This is a genomic window from Kitasatospora sp. P5_F3 (genome assembly GCF_054049135.1).
Genome location: NZ_JBFUMY010000035.1, coordinates 1 through 21,032, shown reverse-complemented (window position 1 = coordinate 21,032; position 21,032 = coordinate 1). Strand labels below are relative to the sequence as shown.

Sequence of the window (21,032 nt, the reverse complement as noted above, 5' to 3'; positions counted from 1 at the left end):
CGCGCAGGTGCCGGCCTGTCCCCGGACGGTGGCCGACCAAACCCTCACGAGCGGCAATCACCTCTTCGGGCGACCGCTGAGCGATTCTGCGCCATGCGGAACGCAGTCAGGGCCAGGATCATCCGTGTGCGCTCCAACGGGAGAGCCGCACCGACACCTTCCCCTGCCGAGGAGACATCTGTCATGGCACCGATCCCCAACGGTATCTACGGAATCACCAAGCAGAACGAGCAGCTTCTGACGCTCACCGAGGACAAGTCCCCCGCGGTCATCCTGCCGCCGACCGGTGAACCCGGGAACCAGGAGTGGCAGGTCGAATCCCTCCCCAACGGCAATGTCACCGTCCGGAACCTGCGGTACGAGACCTACCTCAGTTACGACGGCGTCCCCGAAGTAAACAAGATGCTCCGGGGCTCCTCACAGGCCACCGAGTGGCGACTCCAGCAGTCCGCCCAGCCGTTCACGTTCCACCTCGTCGTCCCCGGCGGCCCGGTCGACGGCACGGAACTGGCGGTGGACCTCAGCCTCCTGAGGATCTTCCCGCCGATGACCGCACTGCGACCGCTGGACCCGGCAGACCTCCGCCAGGCGTGGCGCTTCGAGTTCCACGAGTAGGCGAACACGGGCCGTCCGCCGGCGCTCTGCCTCGCTCGTCCTCGGCGCCGTGTGCACCGAGGACGGGCGGGGTCGGCCGGCCGCGACTGGTGACGATGCGTCAGCAGGCCGGGGAGCTCACGACGGCAACCCGCCGGTCACTCCCGGCTTGGTGGGGCGAGCCGCATCAGGGCCGTGTAGAGCAGCAGCGCCGCGCCGAAGCCGACCGCCCAGCCGTAGTCGGCCAGCGGCTTGAGCAGCGGGATCAGCCCGTCGGCCGGGAACGGGCCGCCGTGCGAGCCGCCGACCGCCAGCAGGCCGCCCACCGCGAGTGCCGTGACGGCGCGCCAGTTCCAGCCGCCGGTGTACCAGTAGCTGCCCTCGCGGCGGTAGAGGTCGGCCAGGGTGAGCTCGGTGCGGCGGATCAGCCAGTAGTCGGCGATCAGGACGCCGCCGACGCTGCCGAGCAGGCCGCCGACCGTGCCGAGCCAGCTGAAGATGTAGAAGGCCGGATCGGAGACCAGCTTCCACGGGAAGATCACGATCCCGACCACACCCGTGATCAGGGCGCCGGTACGGAAGTTGACGAACCGTGGCAGCAGGTTGGCGAGGTCGTACGCGGGGCTGACCACGTTGGCGGCGATGTTCACCGACAGGGTGGCGATCAGCACGGTGAGCAGCGCGAACAGGATGCCGGTGGTGCTGTCCATCTTCGCGGCCAGCGCCACCGGGTCCCAGATCGGCGCGCCGTAGACGGCCTGCGACCCGGAGGTGACGAGCACCGAGAGCAGGGCGAACAGCGTCATCGTGGTGGGCAGGCCGAGCGCCTGGCCGACCGCCTGGGCGCGCTGGCTGCCGCCGAAGCGGGTGAAGTCCGGGATGTTCAGCGACAGGGTGGACCAGAAGCCGATCATGCCCATCAGGGCCGGGAAGAAGACCTGCCAGAAGCCGCTGCCCCAGCCGAGCGCGGAGGGCTGGGAGAGCAGCGGGCCGAAGCCGCCGGCCTTGACCGAGATCCACGCCAGCAGCGCGAGCGCCCCGGCGATGACGAACGGCGCCGCCCAGTTCTCGAACCGGCGCAGGGTCTCCATGCCCCGGGCGATCACCAGCATCTCGATCAGCCAGAACAGCAGGAAGGAGAGCCACTGGGTCCAGGGGTAGCCGCCCACCTCGGAGGCCTCCAGCCAGCCGGCGCCGATCAGTTGGCCCGCCAGCAGGAAGATCGCCGACCCGCCGATCCAGGACTGGATGCCGAACCAGGCGCAGGCCACGGCGGCGCGCAGCAGCGCGGGCAGGTTGGCACCGCGAAGCCCGAACGAGGCCCGGGCGAAGACCGGGAACGGGATGCCGTACCGGGTGCCCGCGTGGCCGGTCAGCAGCATCGGGACCAGCACGATCAGGTTGGCCAGCCCGATGGTGAGGACCGCCTGCTTCCAGTCCATCCCGAGCGCGACCAGGCCCGAAGCCAGCGTCCAGGACGGCACGTTGTGCGCCATCCCGACCCAGAGCGCGAGGAAGTTGTAGGTGGTCCAGCGCCGGTCGGCGACCGGCACCGGGCGGAGGTCCTCGTTGGCGAACCGTGGATCGGTGAGGGCCACGTCAGGGAGCAGTTCGACCCGGCGGTCGGGGTGGACCAGCTGACTGGACAAGGGCAACTCCCGGGCGAGGGTGGTGGGGTGGCGTCGATGATCCCGCCTCCACCGCCCCTTGCCTAGCCCGGGGACCCAACCGTTTCACGCCGGAAACAGCCCGGGAACAGCCCGGCAGCCCGGGAACGCGCCGCCCGCCGGGAACACCCTCCCGGGGTACGGCACGTCCGGCCGGGGCACGTCAGCCCACCGTGACGGCGGGAGTGGTCTCGATCCGTACCGCGTCGACCACCGCCTCCGCAGTCCGCATCGCCGCCAGCGAGTCCGGCCCGCTCGCCATCACCGAACCGACCCGGTCCCAGGAGCTCCGCAGTTCCTGGACGGTGTCGCCGGGCGCCACCTTCAGCGTCAGGGAGAGCACACCGGGCAGCTCGCGGGCCGCCTCGACCCCGGTGACCGCGACCACCTCGCCCGGCACCGCCTGGAGGAAGCGGACCGCCGCGCCGACCGTCGCCTGACGGGGCATCGGCTCGGGGCGGCCGCCCTTCATCACGGTGTAGAAGTCACCGGCCAGGTTGATCCGGTAGGCCTCCTCGATCAGCATCGGGATGCCGTCGCCGGGGAACCGGCCGGCGCACTCCACCAGGTAGGGGACGCCGTCGCTGACGATCCACTCGCAGTGGATGATGCCGCTGCCGAACCCGACCGATCGGATCACCGTCTCGGTCTGCGCCACCAGCAGCTCGCTCAGCTCGGCCGAGATCCCGGCGGCCGGGACGGTGTGCCCCTGCTCGATCGGGCGCGGTCCGGCGAACAGCAGCTTGCCGGTGACGTTGGAGAACAGCACCTCGCCCTCGCGGACCAGGAGTTCGACGCTGTACTCCTCGCCCTTCACGAACTGCTCGATCAGCATCCGCAGTTCGCGCTCGCGGTCCGGGACCACGTTGCCCTCGTCCTGCGTGGTGCACTCCTCCCACGCCGCGTCCAGGTCCTCCAGCGAGTGCAGCACCTTGGTACCGACCGAGGCCTGCCGATTGGCCGGCTTGAGGACCAGCGAGCCGGGGTGGGCGGCGGCGAACTCCCGCACCTCGTCCGGGGAGGAGACCTCCAGGGAGGCCGGGTTCGGGACACCGGCCGCCCGGCTGACCTTGCGCAGCACCGACTTGTCCCGCAGGATCTGGGCCGCCGCGGCGCCCGCCCCCGGTACGCCGTACCGCTCGGCCAGCCGGGCCGCGAACGGGGTGGCGTACTCGACCAGCGGGGAGACCAGCTCCGGCGAGAGGTCGGGGTAGGTGTTGAAGAACTCGTCTGCCGAGCCCGGGAGTTGGTACTCCCACTCGATCAGCTCGCGGAGCATCGCGGCGCCCTCCAGGGCGGCCTTGACCTCACCCTTGCGGATCACGTCCGGCTCGTCGATGACGATCACCGAACCGGGAGCGAACTCCTTGATGTACGGGAGGACGTTCACGAAGCCGACGATGATCCAGGGCTGCTCGGTCATTGGTGCTTCTCCTGTCACGGAAAGAGGAAGTATGGGGGTCAGTGCCGGAGTTCGAGCGTGCAGCACTTGGCGCTGCCGCCCGCCTTGAGCAGCTCGGAGAGGTCCACCCCGTGGGTGTGGAAGCCCCGGGCCCGGAGCTTGGCGGCCAGGCCGGTGGCGGCCTCCGGAAGGATCACGTTGTAGCCGTCGGAGACCGCGTTGAGTCCGAAGACCACCGCGTCCGCCTCGTCGGCGAGCACCGCGTCCGGGAACAGCGTCTCCAGCACCCGGCGGCTCTCCGGGGTGAACGCGGCCGGGTAGTACATGACCTCGTCCTCGTCCAGCACGGCCAGCGCGGTGTCCAGGTGGTAGAAGCGCGGGTCCACCAGGGTCAGCCCGACCACCGGGCGGCCGAACAGCGCCTCGGCCTCGGCCTGCGAACGCGGGTCGGAGCGGAAACCGTTGCCGGCCAGGATGGCCCGACGGGTGGTCAGGTAGTCGCCCTCGCCCTCGTTCGGGTACTGCGCCTGCACGACCTCCACGAACCCCTGTTTGCGGAACCAGTCCACGTAGTACGCCGATTCACCGTCCCGTTCCGGATGCCGGAACCGGGCGACCAGGGCCTTGTCGTCCACCACGGTGGCGCCGTTGGCGGCGAAGACCATGTCCGGCAGGCCGGCCTCGGCGTCGATGGTCTGCACGTGGTGGCCGAGCTCGACCAGCAGGGTGTGCAGCACCTCCCACTGCGCGATGGCCAGGTCGTTGGAGGTGGGCTTCGCCGGGTTCATCCACGGGTTGATGGTGTACGTGACGTCGAAGTGGTCCGGACGGCACATCAGGAAGTGCCGGATGCGTGCCTGCCGCTGGGTCGCAGCGGTCTCGCGGGCGAGGAGGTCGGTCATGAGGGTGTGTGTCCTTCCGGGGGTGTTGGAAGATGTGCTCGGGGCGCCCGAGGTCTCAGCCGGTGATGCCGAGGCTCAGCGGGAAGCCGGGCTTGCTGCCCAGCAGGTACGCGCCGGCGGTCTGCAGGATCTTGTCCTGGGCCACCACGTGCTGGCACATCGTCATGGTGTCGCGAAGCCAGCGGTCCAGGGGGCTCGGGCGGTAGATCGAGCCCGTCTGCATCAGGTCGTACAGCCGCATCACGATCGAGCGGGCGGTCCGGAAGGCGTGCAGCCGGGACAGCGGCAGCGCCGCGCGCTCGTCGGCGGTCATGTCGTCCATCGTGCCGCCGTCCGCCAGCACCTCCCACTGGCGCCGCATCGCGCCGTAGACCGCGCTCCGGGTGGCGTTGAAGTCCGCCTCGCACTCGGCCAGCGCGACCTGCATCCGCCAGTTGTCGTTCCAACCGCCGCCGCCCGGCTGCGACTTGGCGACCACCTGGTCCCGGACCCAGTCCAGTGCGGCCCGGGCCACCCCGAGCGGGACGCCCGGCATGTTGCGCATGTGCACCTCGGGCTGGGCCAGCGGGCCCTCACCGTTGCGGACCTCGGCGAAGGTCATCGTGCGGTTCTCCGGGACGAACACGTCGGTGATCGTGTAGTCGCAACTCCCGCTGCCGGCCAGGCCGGTGGTGTGCCAGGTGTCGATCACCTCGACGTCGGACTGCGGGACCGCCAGCAGGATCGAGTCCTGCGGACCCTCGGCCGGCCAGGGCTTGCCGCCCTCGGTGATGAAGGCGCCGGAGACCACCCAGTCGGCCTGGGTGATGCCGCTGCCGAACTGCCAGCGCCCGCTGAGCTGGTAGCCGCCGGGGACCCGGTCGGCCTTGCCGGTCGGGAACAGCAGCCCGGCGGTGGCCATGTCGATGCTGGGGAACATCTCCTTGGCCGTCACCTCGTCCAGGAAGTTGGCGTACAGGCCCGAGTCCATCCCGATCATCGCGCACCAGCCGGCCGAGGTGTCGCCGTAGGCCAGCGCCTCGACCACCTCGGTCTGCTCGATGGAGGTGAGCTCGGGGCCGCCCCAGGCCCGGCTGAAACCCATCCGGAAGGCGCCGGTGCCCCGGATCAACTCCACCACGTCGGCCGGGAGTCGGCGGTTCTGTTCGATCTCCACCGAGCGCTCCCGCAGCTGCGGGGCCAGCGCCTTGGCGGCGGCCAGGATCTCGGCGGCGGTGTTCGGTACCGCCGGGGTGTTCGACGACATCTTCAGGACTCCTTCGAGGTGCTGGCGGACGCCAGGTGCTGGAAACTGCCGTGCAGGAAGAGCAGGGGGGGCTGAAGGTCACGGACGCCGGTGGAGACCACCTCACCGATCACCATCGTGTGGTCGCCGACGTCGAAGCTGTCCCAGAGCACGCACTCCAGGCCGCTGTGCTCGTCCAGGACGAGCGCTCCGGTCTTCGGCCCCGGGGTGGCCGGGAGGGCGTCGACCGCTTCGGCGCGGTCGACCCGTCCCTTGGCGAGCCGCCGGGCCAGCGGCTCCGCCTCGCAGTCGAGGATGGAGACCGCCCACTTCTTGGTCTCCAGCAGATCGGTGAGGAACTGTGAGTCACGGTGCAGGGAGAGCGAGACCAGCGGCGGGTCGAGCGAGACCGAGGTCAGGGAGTTGAGCGTCACCGCGTCGTGGCGGCGAATGCCCTCGCGGTCGGCGTAGGTGGTGGCGACACAGACTCCGGTGGCGAAATTGCGCATCGCGCCGCGCAGATCGGGTGACATGTCAGGGTCCTCTCGTGCTCGGTTCGGAAGACGGTACGTCGGGTGACGGTCCGTCTGTCGGCGGTATGTCAGATGCCGGAAGAGCGCCCGGCGGTCTGTCAGATTCCCTGCGGGAAGTCGAAGACCCGGTCCGGGTCGTACTGGCGCTTGATCTGCCGCAGCCGGTCCAGATTCGGGCCGAAGTAGGCGGACTGGGCGCCGGGCAGGTCGGGGTCGGTGAAGTTGACGTAGCTGGCGTCCCGGGCGAACTCGCCCATCGCGTCGTGCAGTTCGGTCAGCCAGTCCAGGTTGGCCTGCCGGACCTCGGCGCTGTCCTCGGTGCTCCAGGAGGTGTCCATCGAGACCAGGAAGAGCACGTCCCGGTGCGGGAAGGCGGTCTCGGTGGCCGGGATCTTGTTGATCGCGCCGCCCCAGGTGAAGAGCGCGATGCCGGCGCCGTCCGGGTTCGCGCTGCCGGGCCAGGCGGCCAGGGCGGTCAGCGCGGTGTGCACGGCCTCCTCGGAGAGCGGCTCGCTGACCGTCCTGGTGCGGACCGCGAACGGGTCGCCCGAGGTCTCGTGGTGCAGGAAGTCCTTGGCCTCCCAGTAGCTCCGGTCCTCGATCTCGGCCCGGTCCGGCACCACGGTGTCCAGCACGGGGGCCAGCAGCTCCCGCAACTCCGAGGCGGGGCCCAGGTACTGACCGATCACCGAGACGAATCCGTCATCTCCGGACGAGCGGTTGACGCCGATCCGGGCGGAGAACTCGTTCGGGGCGCCCTGCATGATCAGCTGCATCACCGGCAGCACCGTGGCCGCGTCGGTCAGCGGCCAGATCAGCAGGCAGGTGGAGCTGGCGACGGTCGGCCTGGCCTGGAAGGTGAAGGAGGTGTTGACTCCGAAGTTGCCGCCACCACCGCCCCGGCAGGCCCAGAACAGGTCCGAGTTCTCGTGTTCGTTGCAGGTCACCAGGGTGCCGTCGGCGAGCACCAGATCGGTCTCCACCAGTGCGTCGCAGGTGAGCCCGAAGGCCCGGGAGACCGCGGCCACACCCCCGCCGAGGGTGAGGCCGCCGATCCCGACGTCGTTCGAGTTACCGAGCGGCACCGCCAGGTCGTGGCGCTGGAGTTCGGCGTACAGCTGGCCGGCCCGGACCCCGCCGCCGACCCGGACCAGCTCGGAGCCCCGGTCCACCGTGATCGCGTCCAGTCCGTGCAGGTCGAGCACCAGACCGGTGGTGACGGCCTGGCCGGCGTAGCTGTGACCGCCGCCCCTGGCCACCACCGGCAGCCCCTGCGAGCGGGCCCAGGCGATCCCCCGGGCCACGTCCGCCACGCTGGCCACCGAGAGCACCCCGGCCGCCGTGATCCCCGCGTAGCGCTTGTTGAAGGCGCTGCTGTTCTCCGCGAAGCCGGGCTCTCCCGGCCGGCTGACCCGGCCGTCCACCTGGCTGCGCAGGCCCTCCCAGTCGATACTCATCGCACTGCCTCCTGCTTCTGACGTTCCGTCACTTCCGACAGGTAGGAGGTTCCGGTCTCGGCGTGCGGGCCGTAGCGCTCCCATTCCTCGCGCAGCAGCAGTTCGCCGTCCGCGCCTTCCTCCGGGGTGTTCGTCGAATGCCCCGCGATCACTTCTCCGCCGGTCAGCACCATGGTGTAGGCGAGCCGCAGCGTGCCGTCCTCGCTGCAGGTGCCGGCCACGCTCCCCCGGCGGACCGGTCCACCGGCGAAGTCCGCCCAGACCAGGTCGTCCCGCTGGTGGTAGACCGCCACCACACCGTCGGTCGATTCGAGCTTCCGGAACTGGCGTCCGTCGTAATCAATCCTCATTTGTCCACGTCCAACAGCCCTGCAGGCATCTCCAGCACCGCACTCACGTCCTTTCGTTCCAGCGGATCTGCGTCCAGCTCAACTGCGTTCAGTGCAATCCGGAGGCGTTCGGTGACGCCCTCCCGGTCCTCGGCCTGGGAGACCACGAAGGAGTGCCTGGCCAGGTAGCCGCCGGGCGGCAGCCGCAGCTCGGTGCCCGGGTCGACCATCGGCGCGGCGGTCACCAGGCCCGGCAGGCCGGTCGGTACCCGCACCTCGCGGACGGTGACGTCCTCGGTCGGGTAGCCGAACTGGATGCCGGCCACCTCGTGCCGGGTGAAGGAGATGTCCGGGCGGATCCCGGTGGCGGCCTCCACCAGCACCTCACCGACGTCGATCCCGGTGGCGATCCGGCCCAGGAAGGGGATCAGGTCGCCGCCCAGCCGGCCGTTGATCTCGATGATCACCGGGCCGTAGGAGGTCAGCTTGACCTCGGCGTGGGTCATCCCGTTCTCGACGTTCAGCACCTCGTGCGCCTTGGTCAGTACGTCCAGCAGCTGCTGGTCCCGGAGCAGCGGGTCGGCGGCGTCCACGACGTGGCCGATCTCCTCGAAGTACGGGTGGTGTCCGGTCTCCTTGCGGGCGATGAACATCGCCCGGTACTCGCCGTTGTGCACCACACCGTCGATGCTGATCTCGGGTCCGACGGCGTAGCCCTCGACGATCGCCCCGCCGCGGAACGGCTCGTCGCCGACCAGGCTGGCGTTCGAGGCGACCAGGTACGCCTGGTCCAACTGGGCCTCGTCCGCGGCGAGTACCACGCCCATCGAGGCGCCCAGGGCCCGCGGCTTGACCACCACGGGGTAGCCGATCCGCTCGGCCACCGCCCGGGCCTGCTCCAGGGTGTCGGTCAACTCGAAGCCGGGCTGCGGGAGTCCGGCGGCGGAGAGCAGCGAGCGGGTCCGGTGCTTGTCCCGGCAGCCCTGCACACCCTCGATCCCGAGACCCGGGACCCCGAACTCGGCGGCCAGCTCGGCGGCCGGCATCACCAACGGCTCGTCGTAGCAGGCCACCCCGACCACCGTCCGGCGGCCGGCGATCTCCCGGGCCGCGTCCCGGAGTTGCTCGTGGTCGAAGACGTTGACCACGGTGATCTCGTCGAAGTACTCCTGCTGCCAGGTGGGCTTGAGGTTGTTGACCAGCACCAGCTTGAGGCCGAGTTCACCCGCCCGCCGGGCGGCGGATTCGATGATGTACTCGCGGTAGAGTTTGAGCCCGCTGCCGATCACCAGCAGCACTCGGTCGTCGCCGGTCATTTCGCTTCATCTCCAAGGTTGTCGGTGTCGTCGAGAGCCGCCACGATGCGGTCGGCGACCAGCGGGGCGGTACGGAAGCCGTCGCCGCCGCTGGCGGTACGGGCCCAGGTCTTCGGGCCGAGCTGGATCAGGTGGGCGGCGCCGGTGCCGGCATCCACCAGGTAGTGGCAGCGCTTGACCGCCATCACCGTGTAGCGCTTCGGGTCGGTCAGGATCGGCTCGGACAGCACCTGCTCGGCCCAGCGGAGTTCTTCGGCGGGGCTGCCGTCGGCGGCCAGGTCGGCCTCCCGGCAGACGGTGGCCGAGCTCGCCTTGAGCAGCGTCCCCTCACCGGGCGGCAGCAGCCAGGCGGTGCCTTCGGAGCCGATCCGCCCGATGCCGGGGGTCCGCTCCCAGACCGCTGCCAGGTCCTCCGGTGGCTTGAGGTAGACCAGGGTCTGACGGTGCAGCAGCATCGGCAGGTCGACCAGGTTCTTCGACCAGGGGCCGGTGGCGATCAGCGTCAGGTCGGACTCCAGGGTCTCCGCGTCGGGCAGGTGCACCTCGCCGGTATCCGGGTCCACCGCCTTGACCTCCTGCCAGGGGCGGAGCGTCACGTTGGGCTGCTCGGCCAGCCAGCGGACCACTGCCGCCAGGGCATGGTCGGCGAGCAGGACGCCTCCCTGGTGCTCCAGCACGCCGACCGAGTCGGCGGGGAACCGCACGTGCGGGAAGTCGGCGGTGTCCATCAGGGTCACCGGGAGACCGGCGTCGGCCGCGGCTGCGGTCACCTGGTCGATCCCGGCGGCCGGCCAGGCGGAGAGCATGCCGACCTGGCGGTAGAACTTGGTACCCAGCAGGGCTTCCATGGCCAGCCACCTGCGGTGTGCGACCGCGGTGCGCCTGGTTCCCGCCAGGTCGTCCGGGTCCAGTGCCCGGACTGCGCGGTGCTGGTCGAAGGAGGTGGAGCCCGGGTTGGGGATCGCCCCCCGGTCCAGCACGGTGACCTGGTGACCGGCCAGCGAGGCCCGTACCGCCGTCAGCAGTCCGGTCACCCCCGCCCCGACCACCAGCACCCGACGCGCTTCGGTAGCCATCTCAGACCGCCCCACCGGTGAGCCGGGGCAGGACCTTCGGGGTGATCTCGGTGGTCTCGTCCTGCAGCCGGACGGCGGTGTCGTCCAGGGCCGCGGCGGCCAGGTCGATCAGGATCGGGGCGGCTCCGCGCAGGACCGCCTCCACCTGGTGGCAGAAGTCACCAGCGAGCTCGGCGGTCACCTCCCAGCGGTCCAGCCGGCCGAGCTGCTCGGCCAGTGTCTCGGCCGCACGGCCGAGGCTGAAGGCGGGCAACTGGTAGGTGGCGGCGAAGCGTTGGGTGATCCGGTCGGCGGCGAAGCGGGAGGCGGCGGAGACCGGCAGGGTCTGTCCGGCCCACTGCTCGACCTTGGCGGCCACCCGGTTCCAAGGCTGGATCAGCCGGGCTCCGGTGACGGCCTCCAGGGCGCCCCAGCCGAAGTTGGTGCGCTGGTTCTCCGGGCTGGTGGCGGCCAGGTGGAACCGGCCGACGTCCCGGGGCAGCCGGTCCGCCAGGTCCTGGCCCCAGACCAGGTGACCCCGGCTGGTGGAGAACTTCTGGTGCTCCAGCTCGTAGAACTCGTTGGTGACGAAGCCGGCCGGCAGGGCGTACCGGTCCCCCAGCGCCAGCAGCATGGCGGCACCGGCGATGGCGAACGGGAAGGTGTTGTCGAAGCCGAGGAAGTAGACCACCTCGGTCTCCGCCTCCGGCCACCAGAGCTGGTCGTCGGCGGCCAGCAGCCCGCCGCGCTTCTCGGCGCCGAGTGCGGTGGTGTAGATGGACCAGGCCATCGTCTCGGCGTTCGGGTTGATGGTCTGCCCGGCCACCTCGGGGAACGGGGCGGGGATGCCCCAGGAGATCGGGTAGGTGATCGGGAGGTCGGGCAGCGGGCCGGCCAGTATCTCCTGCACGGCCTGCGCCATGTGCGGGCGGAGCGCGGCCCCGCTGCTCGCGAAGTACTCCTTCAGCTGTGCTCGATACTCCTCCAACGGCAGGACCAGGACCGGGACTTCGCGCATCTCGACGACGGCGTCGGGATACTCGGTGGAGTGCGGGTCGATCAGGTCGCCGGCCGCCGACGAGTGGCCGCAGCTCTCGCAGAGACCTGCGCAGCCCTCGGTCAGGCAGACCGGGCAACCGCCCTTGACGTAACCGTCCACCAGGTACTCGCCGGTGCTCGGCAGGTAGGGGAACCGGGTCGGCCGGAGCACGATCTTGCCTGCGGAGTGCAGCCGGCCGACGAAGTCCAGCACCAGCTTGGTGAAGCGCTCCTCGTCCCGGCTGAAGCCGTCGACCTCGATGCCCATCGCGGTCAGGGTGGCCTCGATCCGGGCGGTCGAGTCGGCCACCAGGGCCTCGGGGGTGGTGCCGAGACGTCGGGCGGTGGTGACCACGAAGGTCGAGGTGTCCTGGGCGCCGGTACCGAAGACCGTCTCGCGGCCGGCCGCCCGCTGGTAGCGGGTGTAGACGTCGGCGGCCAGGAAGGGCCCGGCCAGATGGCCGAGGTGCAGGTCTCCGTTGGCGGTCGGGGCGGGGGAGATCACCGCCACGCGCTTGCTCATGCGTTCTCCTTGTGGTGACGGGCCAGGAACAGGTCCGACATCTCGGTGTCCCACCAGATCCCGTAGTACTCGAAGTCCTCCGGGTGGTTGTTGACCACCTTGTGCGTGCAGCCGGGCGGGAGTCGGACGATGTCGCCGGCGATGAACTCGTGGTCGGTGCCGTCGACCACCAGGGTCGAGCGGCCCGCCATCGCGATGAAGATCTCGTACTCGTGGTGCGAGTGCGGGGTGGACTCCCCGCCGCCGCCGATCACGCACCAGGCGGCTTCGAAGGGGGCGTTGAGTGCGTCCCAGGGCTTCAGGGGGTCGCCGAGGATGCCGTAGGCGGGGGTCAGGTTGGCCCGGTCGAGGCGACGGATCTCCATCACAGGCTCCGCTCGGCCGCGACGGTGCGACGGTCCAGCAGGTCGGTGGTGATCTCGTGGGAGCGGTGTGCCAGCACGCTCAGCAGCGAGTCGGAGATGCCGTGGGTGGCCTCGTTGAAGCCCTGCAGGTAGAGCCCGGCGCGGGTGGAGTCGCCGAGGTCGACCCGGTAGCGGCGGTTGACCGCGATGTCCTCGATGCCGACCTGGCCGGCCAGGTGACGGACCATCGCGGGCATCCGCTGGTCGTAGCCGGTACCGAGCAGCACCAGGTCGCAGCGGATCTGGTCGGTCTTGCCGGTGCGGCGGTCGCGCAGCTCCAGCACCACCTCGCCGTCCTCCTCGCGGGTCTCCAGCACCTCGGTCATCGACCGGACGGCGGAGCGCTGCGAGCCGGAGAGCTTCTGCTCGTAGAGCATCGAGTAGGTCTCGTCCAGGAACGGGGCGGCCAGGCCGGCGTAGTTGGTCAGCCGGATCTCCTCGAGGATCTGCTTCCGGGCCTCGACCGGGCTGTCGTGGAACTCGTTCACGAAGGAGGGGAAGAAGAGCTCGTTGACGAACTTGCTGGTCTGGTAGTTCTGCAGACCGATCGAACGGTGGATCAGGGTGGGCTGGCTGAGCGGCAGGTCCTTGTGCACGGCCATGAACATCTCGGCGGCGCTCTGCGCTGCGCCGATCACCACCACCCGGACCGGACGGTCGATCGGGTACTGGGCGATCCGGGTGCTGTACGCGGTGCTGTGGATGACCCGGTCGGCGGGGAGGTGGGCGAACTCCTTGGGGACGTGGGCGTCCCGGCCGGTGCCGACCACCAGGTCCCGGGCGTCCACCGTGTCGCCGTTGGTGAGGGTGACCCGCCAGCCGATCACGGTGCCGTCGTCGGCCCGCCGCGGGGCGACGCTCTGGCCCTTCGCGTTGTAGCGGATGCCCACGTGGTCCAGGGAGTTGGCCACCCACTGCAGGTACTCGGAGAGCTCCCGGCGGAAGGGGTTGAAGGTGCCGAGGTTGACGAACTCGTCGAGCCGGCCCTTGGCGTGCAGGAAGGAGAGGAAGGAGAACCGGCTCTGCGGGTTGCGCAGGGTCACCAGGTCCTTGACGAAGGAGACCTGGCTGCGGGCGAAGGGCAGCAGCAGGTTCCGCTGCCACTTCACGTCCGGGTACTGCTCCAGGATCAGGGTGTTGTTGGCGAGACCGGTGGAGCCGGACTCCTCGATCGCCACGGCCAGGGCCAAGTTGGACGGGCCGGCACCGATTGCCAGAACCTCGACCTCGTGGTTCGTCATTGCTATGCCACCTCGCTACTCGTCCTACCGCCCCTTCGAGCGAGTAGGTGTTCCGGCCCCGTTCTGGTGTTCGGCGCCGTTCGGTAGGACGAGTCAAGCGAGTGCGGCTGTTGATCGGCAGCCTTGTCCGGCAAGGCCGATCAAGCAGCGCCGGCGGTGAGTTGGTCGGCCGGACCGGACAACTGCCCGGCGGTGGGCTCCGGCCGCATCCTCGGGAAGGGCAGTTCCCGACGAGGCTGCAGGTTGTGGGCCGGATCGCGGTCCGAGACGAAGGCCCGGACCAGCGGGTCGACCCGGTACGTGCCCTGCCGTTCACCGGCTCCGAGCATCCCCGCATCGACCAACTCGTCGATCAATTCGTCCGCTCCGGCCGGGATTGATTCCTCGGCCCGCAGCTCGGAATCGGCCCGCTTCGCCAGCAGATCGAGCAGCTCGGCGGCCCGGTCGCCCAGTTGGACATGGGCGGAGTTGAGCGACTCACGCATCGACAGGTCGCCGACGCTCAGCCAGTCCAGCAGGGTGTCCGGGCAGTCCAGCCGGCTCGCCGCCCAGCGCAGCGAGATGTCAGGACGGGCCGCCAGCTTGCGGGTGGCGATGTCCAGCGCCAGCGGCAGGTCACCGCAGAGCTCGGCCAGCCGGTCCGCCCCGGCCGGGTCGGCCTGGGCCCGTTCGGGCAGCGCCCGGGCGATCAGCTCGACCGAGTCGGCCCGGGGCAGCGGTTCCAGCCTGATCCGCCGGACGTCGCGCAGGCCGAGCAGCGGGGTACGGCTCACCACGATGGTGGTGCTGGTCTCGCTGTCGGCCAGCAGCGGCCTGATCTGCCGCTCGCAGTGCACGTTCTCCAGCAGCACCAGCACGCTGCGCCTGGCCAGCAGTGAGCGGAACAGCCCGGCCTGCTGGTCCGGTGCGGCCGGTATTCGCTCCGGCGGCACCCCGAGTGCGGACAGGAAACCGCCGACCAGCTCTGACAGGTTGAAGGTGGCCTTGGTCAACGGGCCCAGGTCCGCGTAGAGCTGACCGTCCACCAGCCGGTCGGCCAGGTCGTACGCGTGCCGCAGCGCGAGCTCGCTCTTGCCGACCCCGACCCGCCCGCTGATCAGCACCGGGCTGCCGCCGGGCCCGGCCAGCCGGGCCAGCTCTGCCGTCCGGCCGACGAACCCCTGCGGGCGCAGCGGCAGTTGGGCCGGCCTCGGCATACCGGCTGCGGGCACCCCTGCCACCGCTGCCCCCGACATCCGCTGCTCCGGCACCGACATCAGTGCCGGTGCCGACGGGCGCTGCTCGGCGGCCGGCTCGGTGAAGGACACCGCCGGACGCGGCCCGACCATCGGCACACCTCCTCCCGCGGCGGCCACCATCCAGCGCCGCCGCCACTCCTCCCGGTCGCCCCGGCAGGCCTCCACGTACCCCAACGCCACCTGCAGGGTGGGCAGTCGGTGTCCGTTGGCGGCGCTGGACAGCACCGAGGCGGAGTACATCGCGGTCCTGGCCATGTCCCGATAGGTCGGGTTGCCAGCCTTGGCACGCAGTCGACGGAGCCCGCTCGCGAACTCCGCGACCGCGCCGCCCGTCTCGTCCACCGGCTTCTCCGGCCTCCCCATGCTCTTCATCCCCTTTTGCTCACTCGCACACAGACGGCCTGTGTGCCGACGGAAATGCCCGGGGGAATGGGCGGCCGTTGTCTCCGGCCGGTCCACTCCCCCGGGTTACCTACGGAAAAGCACGGCGGACTTGGGTGGCCGGTGTCTCCGGCTGCTCCACTTCCCCGTGCGTCGTGACATCGTCGGACTGCAAGGTCTCCCCGTAGGGCGGTGCCGCCCGGCCCCGGCGGCTGACCGTGCGGCCCGTTCCGCTCAGCGGTTGAAGCTGCTGTTCACCGCGCCGAAGTCCAGCGCGCCGGCCAGCTCGTCGTACGTGCCCTTGCCGAGCAGCTCGGCGGCGGCCCGCTGGGCCAGCGTGTAGGCGGCCTGCGCGACGGCGGTGCCGACGCTCACCCGGCGGACCCCGGCGGCCTCGAACTCGGCCACCGTCGGCGCACCCGGACCGGCCATCACGTTCACCGGCAGCGGCTGGCCCTGCACCAGCTCCGCGATCACCGCGAGGTCGAGCAGGCCCGGCACGAACAGGCTGTCCGCCCCGGCCTCGGCGTAGACCGCCGCGCGGGCCAGCACGTCGGCCGCCCGGCCCTCCGGCTCGCCGATCCCGAACAGGAACACGTCGGTACGCAGGTTGATCACCAGCTCCGGCAGACCGGCCTGCTCGGCCGCCTGCCGGGCCGCGCGGATCCGGGCCGCCTGCTCCTCGGCGGTGAACAGCGAGTAGTCCGGCTTGGAGTCCTCGAGGTTCACCCCGACCACTCCGGCGCCGATCACCGCGGTGATGGTGGCCGCCACGTCCTCGGGCGCGAGCCCGTATCCGGCCTCGATGTCGGCGGTCACCGGCAGCTCGACCGCGTCGACGATCCGAGCGACCGCCGCCACCATCTCGTCCCGGCTGAGCGCCTGCTGGTCCGGGCGGCCGGCCGACCAGGACACCCCGCCACTGGTGGTGGCGATCGCCTTGGCACCGGCCTGGCCGATGAGCGCCGCGCTCCCGGCATCCCAGGCGTTCGGCAGCACCAGGACACCGTCCTTGTGCAGCTCGCGGAGGAGGACGGCCTTGGCCTGCTGACTGTTCGTCATGACGCACCTTTCAGTAAGGGGGTTTTACCGGAATAGCTTAGGCGTTGGCGACGGGTGGTGCGAACGAGATGACGTGCTCAGCCGCGTGCTTCCTCCGGCACCAGGTCCGCGGCGGCCGGAGCCTCCGGGGCACTCTCGACGGGGGCCCGCTTGATCCGCATCGACAGCAGCGCCGCGCCGACGCTGAGGACACCGGCGACGTACCAGGCCGGCGCGTAGTCACCGAAGCTGTCGCGGGTGACACCGGCCGCCGTGGCGGCGAACGCGGCACCCAGCTGGTGGCAGGCGAAGACCCAGCCGAACACGATCCCGGCCGACATCCCGAAGTGCTCCCGGCAGAGCGCCACGGTCGGCGGCACGGTGGCGATGAAGTCCATGCCGTAGAAGATCACGAAGATCACCATGGGCCCGCTGATCTCCTCGCTGAACAGCGAGGGCAGCACCAGCAGCGACAATCCGCGCAGCACGTAGTAGACGGCCAGCAGGATGCGCGAGTCGACCCGGTCGGAGAGCCAGCCGGAGAGGATGGTGCCGATCAGGTCGAAGATGCCGATCATGGCGAGCAGGCCGGCCGCGGTGACGGTCGGCATGCCGTGGTCGTGGGCGGCGGGGATGAAGTGGGTCGCGACCAGACCGTTGGTGGTGGCGCCACAGATCGCGAAGCCGACCGCGAGCAGCCAGAACGTCCGGGTCTTCGCGGCCTTCCTCAGCCCGTCGACGGCGAGCCTGGCGGCGCTGCCGGTGGGGGCCGCCGGGGGCACGATCTCGTCCCCGCCGTACGGCGGGATCCCCAGGTCGGCGGGGTGCTCGCGGAAGAACAGCAGGATCAGCGGCACCGTGGCGAGCGCCACCAGCGACACCACGATCGCGGCCGTCCGCCAGCCGCCCGAGGTCTCGGTCAGCGAGGCCACCAGCGGCAGGAAGATCAGCGAACCGGTCGCACCGCCGGCCGACAGGATGCCGGTGACCAGCCCCTGGCGCTTGACGAACCAGCGGGTGCCGATGGTCGCCACGAAACCGAGCGAGATGGACCCGGCGCCCAGGCCCACCAGCACGCCCCAGAGCAGCACCAGCTGCCACGCCGAGGTCATGAACACGGTCAGACCACTGCCCAGCGCGATCAGGGTCATCGCACCGGCCGTCACCTTGCGGACGCCGAAGCGCTCCATCAGGGCCGCGGCGAACGGCGCGGTGACGCCGTACAGCGCGAGGTTGACCGACATGGCCAGTCCGATGGTGCCGGACGACCAACCGAACTCTTGTTTGAGCGGTTCCACCAGTGCACCCGGGGTGGCCCGGAAGCCCGCCGCGCCGACCAGCGCGACGAAACCGATGGCCGCAATCATCCATGGCCAGATCTGCTTGTTTCGAATCACCTGGCCAGAGTGCTCGCCCCGGTCGGGTTCCGGATAGCGCTGGTCGTCAACTCTGTCAGGTTCGGGCCATGGCCCGGTGGTGCGTGATCCCATGCTTCGCTCAGCTCCCAATCGTCAATTTCTGCACGGACGTTGCTTGGTCGATGTCGGAGGTCCTGACCGAGAGCGAGGCCACCCACTCACCCGCCAGCGGGAGTTGGGCGGTACCCGTCCAGCGTCCGGTCCCCTCCGGTTGCAGGGCCACCGTCAGGGGCCCGATGTCCCGGGCGGGCAGCGTGAAGGTCAGCTCGATCTCCGTGACCTCCACCGGCTGGCCGCCCGCATCGTTCAGTGCCAGCCGGACGGTGTTGTTGCCGACCGCCACCGGGGCGATGCCCACGGTCGCGGTGCCCTTGGCGTTCGCGGTCCGCCCACCGGTGTCGTACGGCAGCTTCAGCTCCACACCCCGGCCGGGTGCGGCCGGCGCCGGGCTCTTCGGCAGGTCGGCGACCGCCTGGGCCACCCGTCCGGGCGGTGCGCTGGTGAGCAGCGTGGTCACCACCAGCACCGCCACCGCGACGGCCGCCTCCACCAGCACCGAGCACCGCAGCCCGGACCGCGCGGCTGCGTCGTCCGCCGTCGGTTCGGTCCGCACCCGGGCGATCCACCGGCGGGAGAACCAGGCCGCCCCGAGCATCACCGCGACGCAGCCGATCTTGATCAGCAGCAACCGCCCGTACTCGGTGTCGACCAGGGCACTCCAGGACCCCACCCCGCGCCAGGACTGGTACACCCCGGTCAGCACCAGCACCGTCACGGCGCCGAACGCCACCCGGGAGAACCGCGCCACGCTCTCGGCCCCGACACCCTGCCGCAGCCCGGCCAGCAGGGTGGCCAGGCCGCCCAGCCAGGCCGCCATCGCGAGCAGGTGCAGGACGGCCGTCGGCAGCGACAACCAGACCTGGATGCCGACCGCCGAGTGGTCGGTGCCGACCCAGGTCGCCGACAGCGCGACCGCCAGCAGCACCCCGGTCAGGCCCAGCCTGGCGCGGGCCCTTCGCGGCGCGGGCTCCTCGCCGGGCTGGCCCAACTGCCCGACCAGCATGGCCAGATACACCCCGCTCACGGCGAGCAGCAGCAGCCTGACCGCCAGCGCGGTGTAGATCCGCCCGTCCAACGAGACGTGCGCGAGCGCCGGATCCGCGGCCTGCGCGATCTTGCTGCCCCGCTCGTACGAGCCCCGCAGCAGCAGCAGGACCACCGTCGCGACCAGCAGGCCGAGCCAGCCGGTGACCAGCAGTTGCTGCACCTGCTTGACCGCCGCCCCGGCCGACCAGCAGACCAGCACGAAGGCCACCGCCCCGGCCAGCAGCGCGAACGCGACGTACGCCGCCACCCGGCCGGTGTCGTACATGAACGAGATCAGGCCGTCCGTCTTGACGCCCTGGGTCGAGTCGGCGGGCACCACGGTGGCCGAGGGTGCCCCGATCGAGAAGGTAAAAGCACCGCTGACCGGGTGCGAGTCGTCCGAGACGGCCCGCCAGGCCACCGTGTAGGTGCCGTCGGCGAGACCGGTGCGCAGGGTGACCCGCGCGGTGTCGCCCTTGCCGTCGGCGCGTCCGGTGTCGCCCGCGTCCACCTGCTTCCCCGCCGGATCGAGGACCCGGACCGAGTCGGCGCTGAGCGTCACGCCTTCACTGAAGGTCAGCGTGACGGCGGACGGAGCGGACGGCACCACCGAGTTCTGCGCCGGGTCGGTCAAGACCAGTGCCGCGTGCGCGGCTGCGGTTCCCGCCCCTCCGAACAGCATCAGCACGGCTGCGAACAGCGCGACCAGCGCGCCGACGGTGCGGCGTATCCACACGGATCGTTCGGTCATACCTGGCACTTCCCGGCTGTAGATGATCGGCACCTCAATCTAGGCGGTGCCACTCCTGCCCCGACGTCAGAAGGACGTCCTGGCGGGCGGGTTGTCCAACGTCAGGGCGGTGCAGCGGACCCCGCCACCGCCCTTGGCCAGCTCGGTGGTCTCGAGTTCGATCACCTTCAGGCCGCGCTCGCGCAGCTCGGCGGCGAGCCGCGGCGCGCCCTTGGTCATGGTCACGGTGGTGCCGTCGCCGACCAGGTTCAGCGCGAACTTCGCCGCCTCCTCCTCCGACACCTCGATCAGGTCGGCCCCGAGTCCGCGCAGCCGCCGCAGGCTCGGCGCGTCCAGGGCCTGCGGGCAGTAGGCCAGGGTGTTCGGCAGGCCGACCACACCCACGGCCAGGTCGAGGTCGTACCAGCGCGAGCTCACGGTCTGCAGCGGCACCACCTCGTAAGCCAGCTCCTCGGCCAGCACCGCCAGCATCCGCTGGTCGGTGCGCTGGCCGTACGCGGCGAGCAGCAGGTCGCCGAAGGCCAGCGCGTCGCCCTGGCCGCTGAACGCGTAGGGCACCTCGACCACGTCGTACCCCCGCCAGGTCAGCCACTCCTGGAAGTACGAGACCTCGGCCTTGCGCTCCGGCGGAGGGTTGCCCAGGATCGCCCGGTCACCGCGGACCACGGCGGCGTTGGCGGTGAAGACCATGTCCGGGCACTCCGGTGCGGACGGCACGTACTCGACCTTGCGGCCGGCCTGCAGGTGCGCGGCCACGATCGCCTCGTGCTCGGCGACGGCGGCCGCCAGATCGGGCTGGATCTCGGTGTGCATGTACGGGTTGATCTCGTAGTCGACCCGGAAGTGGGCAGCGTCGGAAACCAGCAGTGCACTGTTCACGATTCATTCCTCCTGGCCTGTCGGTACCGGCTCGGTCGAGCCGACTTGACGGAGCGGACCGGGATCACCGGCCGAATCTGGTGGGGCCTGCGCTCATCAACGAGTTCAACAGAGCGCCGAATTGGTCGCCATCATCGGGCCTCGAAACAATCAACTCGGGCCGACGGACCGTCAGGACGACCGCTCGGCGAGCACGGCGGCCAGCTGGGTACGGGACCGGATGCCGAGCTTGCGGTAGATCCGGCTCAGGGTGCCCTCGACCGTCTTGACCGAGACGAACATCTGCTGGGCCGCCTGCCGATTGCTCGCGCCGTCGCTCACCAGACCGGCCAACCGGCGCTCGGTGCAGGTCAGTTCGGCCGCCAGAGCCGGGCTGATCGACCCGGCCGTGCCGTTCAGGCGGGCCAGCAACTCCCTGGTGAGCTCCAGCCACGGCGCCGCACCGGCCTCGGCCAGCAGGCCCGCGGCCTCCTCCCAGGCGGCCCGGGCGGCTGCCTGCCTGCGCAGCGAGCGCTCCACCCGGCCACCGGCCACCAGGGCGCGGGCCTGCTC

19 protein-coding genes are annotated in these 21,032 nt (G+C 70.7%); 1 reads left to right on the top strand and 18 read right to left on the bottom strand.

What is annotated here, in order from left to right:
- Nucleotides 1–183 precede the first annotated feature (183 nt).
- The gene (locus tag ACXJMZ_RS21705) at nucleotides 184–615 is read left to right on the top strand and encodes a hypothetical protein (RefSeq protein WP_457031725.1); all 432 of its coding nucleotides are present in this window, start codon (nucleotides 184–186) and stop codon (nucleotides 613–615) included.
- Between the two features lie 137 nt (nucleotides 616–752).
- Here ACXJMZ_RS21705 and ACXJMZ_RS21700 read toward each other — a convergent pair whose 3' ends face one another.
- The 18 genes from ACXJMZ_RS21700 to ACXJMZ_RS21615 form a co-directional block, all read right to left on the bottom strand.
- Nucleotides 753–2,243 carry an NCS1 family nucleobase:cation symporter-1 gene (locus tag ACXJMZ_RS21700; protein WP_457031724.1) on the bottom strand — a complete coding sequence of 497 codons (1,491 nt, stop codon included), beginning with the start codon at nucleotides 2,241–2,243 and terminating at the stop codon, nucleotides 753–755.
- A 181-nt stretch (nucleotides 2,244–2,424) separates the two neighbouring features.
- Entirely contained in the window at nucleotides 2,425–3,684 is a 1,260-nt protein-coding gene (locus tag ACXJMZ_RS21695; protein WP_457031723.1) for an ATP-grasp domain-containing protein, read from the bottom strand.
- Between the two features lie 38 nt (nucleotides 3,685–3,722).
- Nucleotides 3,723–4,565, bottom strand: coding sequence for a dimethylargininase (gene ddaH, locus ACXJMZ_RS21690; RefSeq protein WP_457031722.1), 843 nt, complete (start codon nucleotides 4,563–4,565; stop codon nucleotides 3,723–3,725).
- A 55-nt stretch (nucleotides 4,566–4,620) separates the two neighbouring features.
- Complete coding sequence (locus ACXJMZ_RS21685; RefSeq protein WP_457031721.1) at nucleotides 4,621–5,811, bottom strand: acyl-CoA dehydrogenase family protein; 1,191 nt, start codon at nucleotides 5,809–5,811, stop codon at nucleotides 4,621–4,623.
- A 2-nt stretch (nucleotides 5,812–5,813) separates the two neighbouring features.
- Nucleotides 5,814–6,323, bottom strand: coding sequence for a flavin reductase family protein (locus ACXJMZ_RS21680; RefSeq protein WP_057234686.1), 510 nt, complete (start codon nucleotides 6,321–6,323; stop codon nucleotides 5,814–5,816).
- A gap of 98 nt (nucleotides 6,324–6,421) precedes the next feature.
- On the bottom strand, nucleotides 6,422–7,780 hold the full coding sequence (locus ACXJMZ_RS21675) for an FAD-binding oxidoreductase (protein WP_457031720.1): 1,359 nt from the start codon (nucleotides 7,778–7,780) through the stop codon (nucleotides 6,422–6,424).
- Entirely contained in the window at nucleotides 7,777–8,130 is a 354-nt protein-coding gene (locus ACXJMZ_RS21670) for a hypothetical protein (protein WP_457031719.1), read from the bottom strand. Before ACXJMZ_RS21670 ends, ACXJMZ_RS21675 begins: the two co-directional genes overlap by 4 nt.
- Nucleotides 8,127–9,425, bottom strand: coding sequence for an ATP-grasp domain-containing protein (locus ACXJMZ_RS21665; protein ID WP_457031718.1), 1,299 nt, complete (start codon nucleotides 9,423–9,425; stop codon nucleotides 8,127–8,129). The genes ACXJMZ_RS21670 and ACXJMZ_RS21665 overlap by 4 nt, the downstream gene beginning before the upstream one ends.
- Nucleotides 9,422–10,501, bottom strand: coding sequence for an NAD(P)/FAD-dependent oxidoreductase (locus ACXJMZ_RS21660; protein WP_457031717.1), 1,080 nt, complete (start codon nucleotides 10,499–10,501; stop codon nucleotides 9,422–9,424). Before ACXJMZ_RS21660 ends, ACXJMZ_RS21665 begins: the two co-directional genes overlap by 4 nt.
- A 1-nt stretch (nucleotide 10,502) precedes the next feature.
- Entirely contained in the window at nucleotides 10,503–12,041 is a 1,539-nt protein-coding gene (locus ACXJMZ_RS21655; protein WP_457031716.1) for a class I tRNA ligase family protein, read from the bottom strand.
- Nucleotides 12,038–12,406 carry a cupin domain-containing protein gene (locus tag ACXJMZ_RS21650; protein ID WP_057234695.1) on the bottom strand — a complete coding sequence of 123 codons (369 nt, stop codon included), beginning with the start codon at nucleotides 12,404–12,406 and terminating at the stop codon, nucleotides 12,038–12,040. The genes ACXJMZ_RS21655 and ACXJMZ_RS21650 overlap by 4 nt, the downstream gene beginning before the upstream one ends.
- A complete protein-coding gene (locus tag ACXJMZ_RS21645) occupies nucleotides 12,406–13,686 on the bottom strand; it encodes a SidA/IucD/PvdA family monooxygenase (RefSeq protein ID WP_457031715.1) in 1,281 nt (426 codons plus the stop codon). Before ACXJMZ_RS21645 ends, ACXJMZ_RS21650 begins: the two co-directional genes overlap by 1 nt.
- A gap of 140 nt (nucleotides 13,687–13,826) precedes the next feature.
- Nucleotides 13,827–15,287: an XRE family transcriptional regulator gene (locus tag ACXJMZ_RS21640; protein WP_457031796.1), complete on the bottom strand. Its 1,461-nt coding sequence runs from the start codon at nucleotides 15,285–15,287 to the stop codon at nucleotides 13,827–13,829.
- Nucleotides 15,288–15,539: 252 nt separating this feature from the next.
- Complete coding sequence (locus tag ACXJMZ_RS21635; RefSeq protein ID WP_457031714.1) at nucleotides 15,540–16,367, bottom strand: isocitrate lyase/PEP mutase family protein; 828 nt, start codon at nucleotides 16,365–16,367, stop codon at nucleotides 15,540–15,542.
- A gap of 77 nt (nucleotides 16,368–16,444) precedes the next feature.
- Nucleotides 16,445–17,743, bottom strand: coding sequence for an MFS transporter (locus ACXJMZ_RS21630; RefSeq protein WP_457031713.1), 1,299 nt, complete (start codon nucleotides 17,741–17,743; stop codon nucleotides 16,445–16,447).
- A gap of 100 nt (nucleotides 17,744–17,843) precedes the next feature.
- A complete protein-coding gene (locus ACXJMZ_RS21625; protein WP_457031712.1) occupies nucleotides 17,844–19,601 on the bottom strand; it encodes a copper resistance CopC/CopD family protein in 1,758 nt (585 codons plus the stop codon).
- A 66-nt stretch (nucleotides 19,602–19,667) separates the two neighbouring features.
- Complete coding sequence (locus ACXJMZ_RS21620) at nucleotides 19,668–20,480, bottom strand: dimethylarginine dimethylaminohydrolase family protein (RefSeq protein WP_457031711.1); 813 nt, start codon at nucleotides 20,478–20,480, stop codon at nucleotides 19,668–19,670.
- A gap of 171 nt (nucleotides 20,481–20,651) precedes the next feature.
- Nucleotides 20,652–21,032 (bottom strand): response regulator transcription factor (locus ACXJMZ_RS21615; protein ID WP_457031710.1); only part of this gene is annotated, 381 nt, incomplete at its 5' end.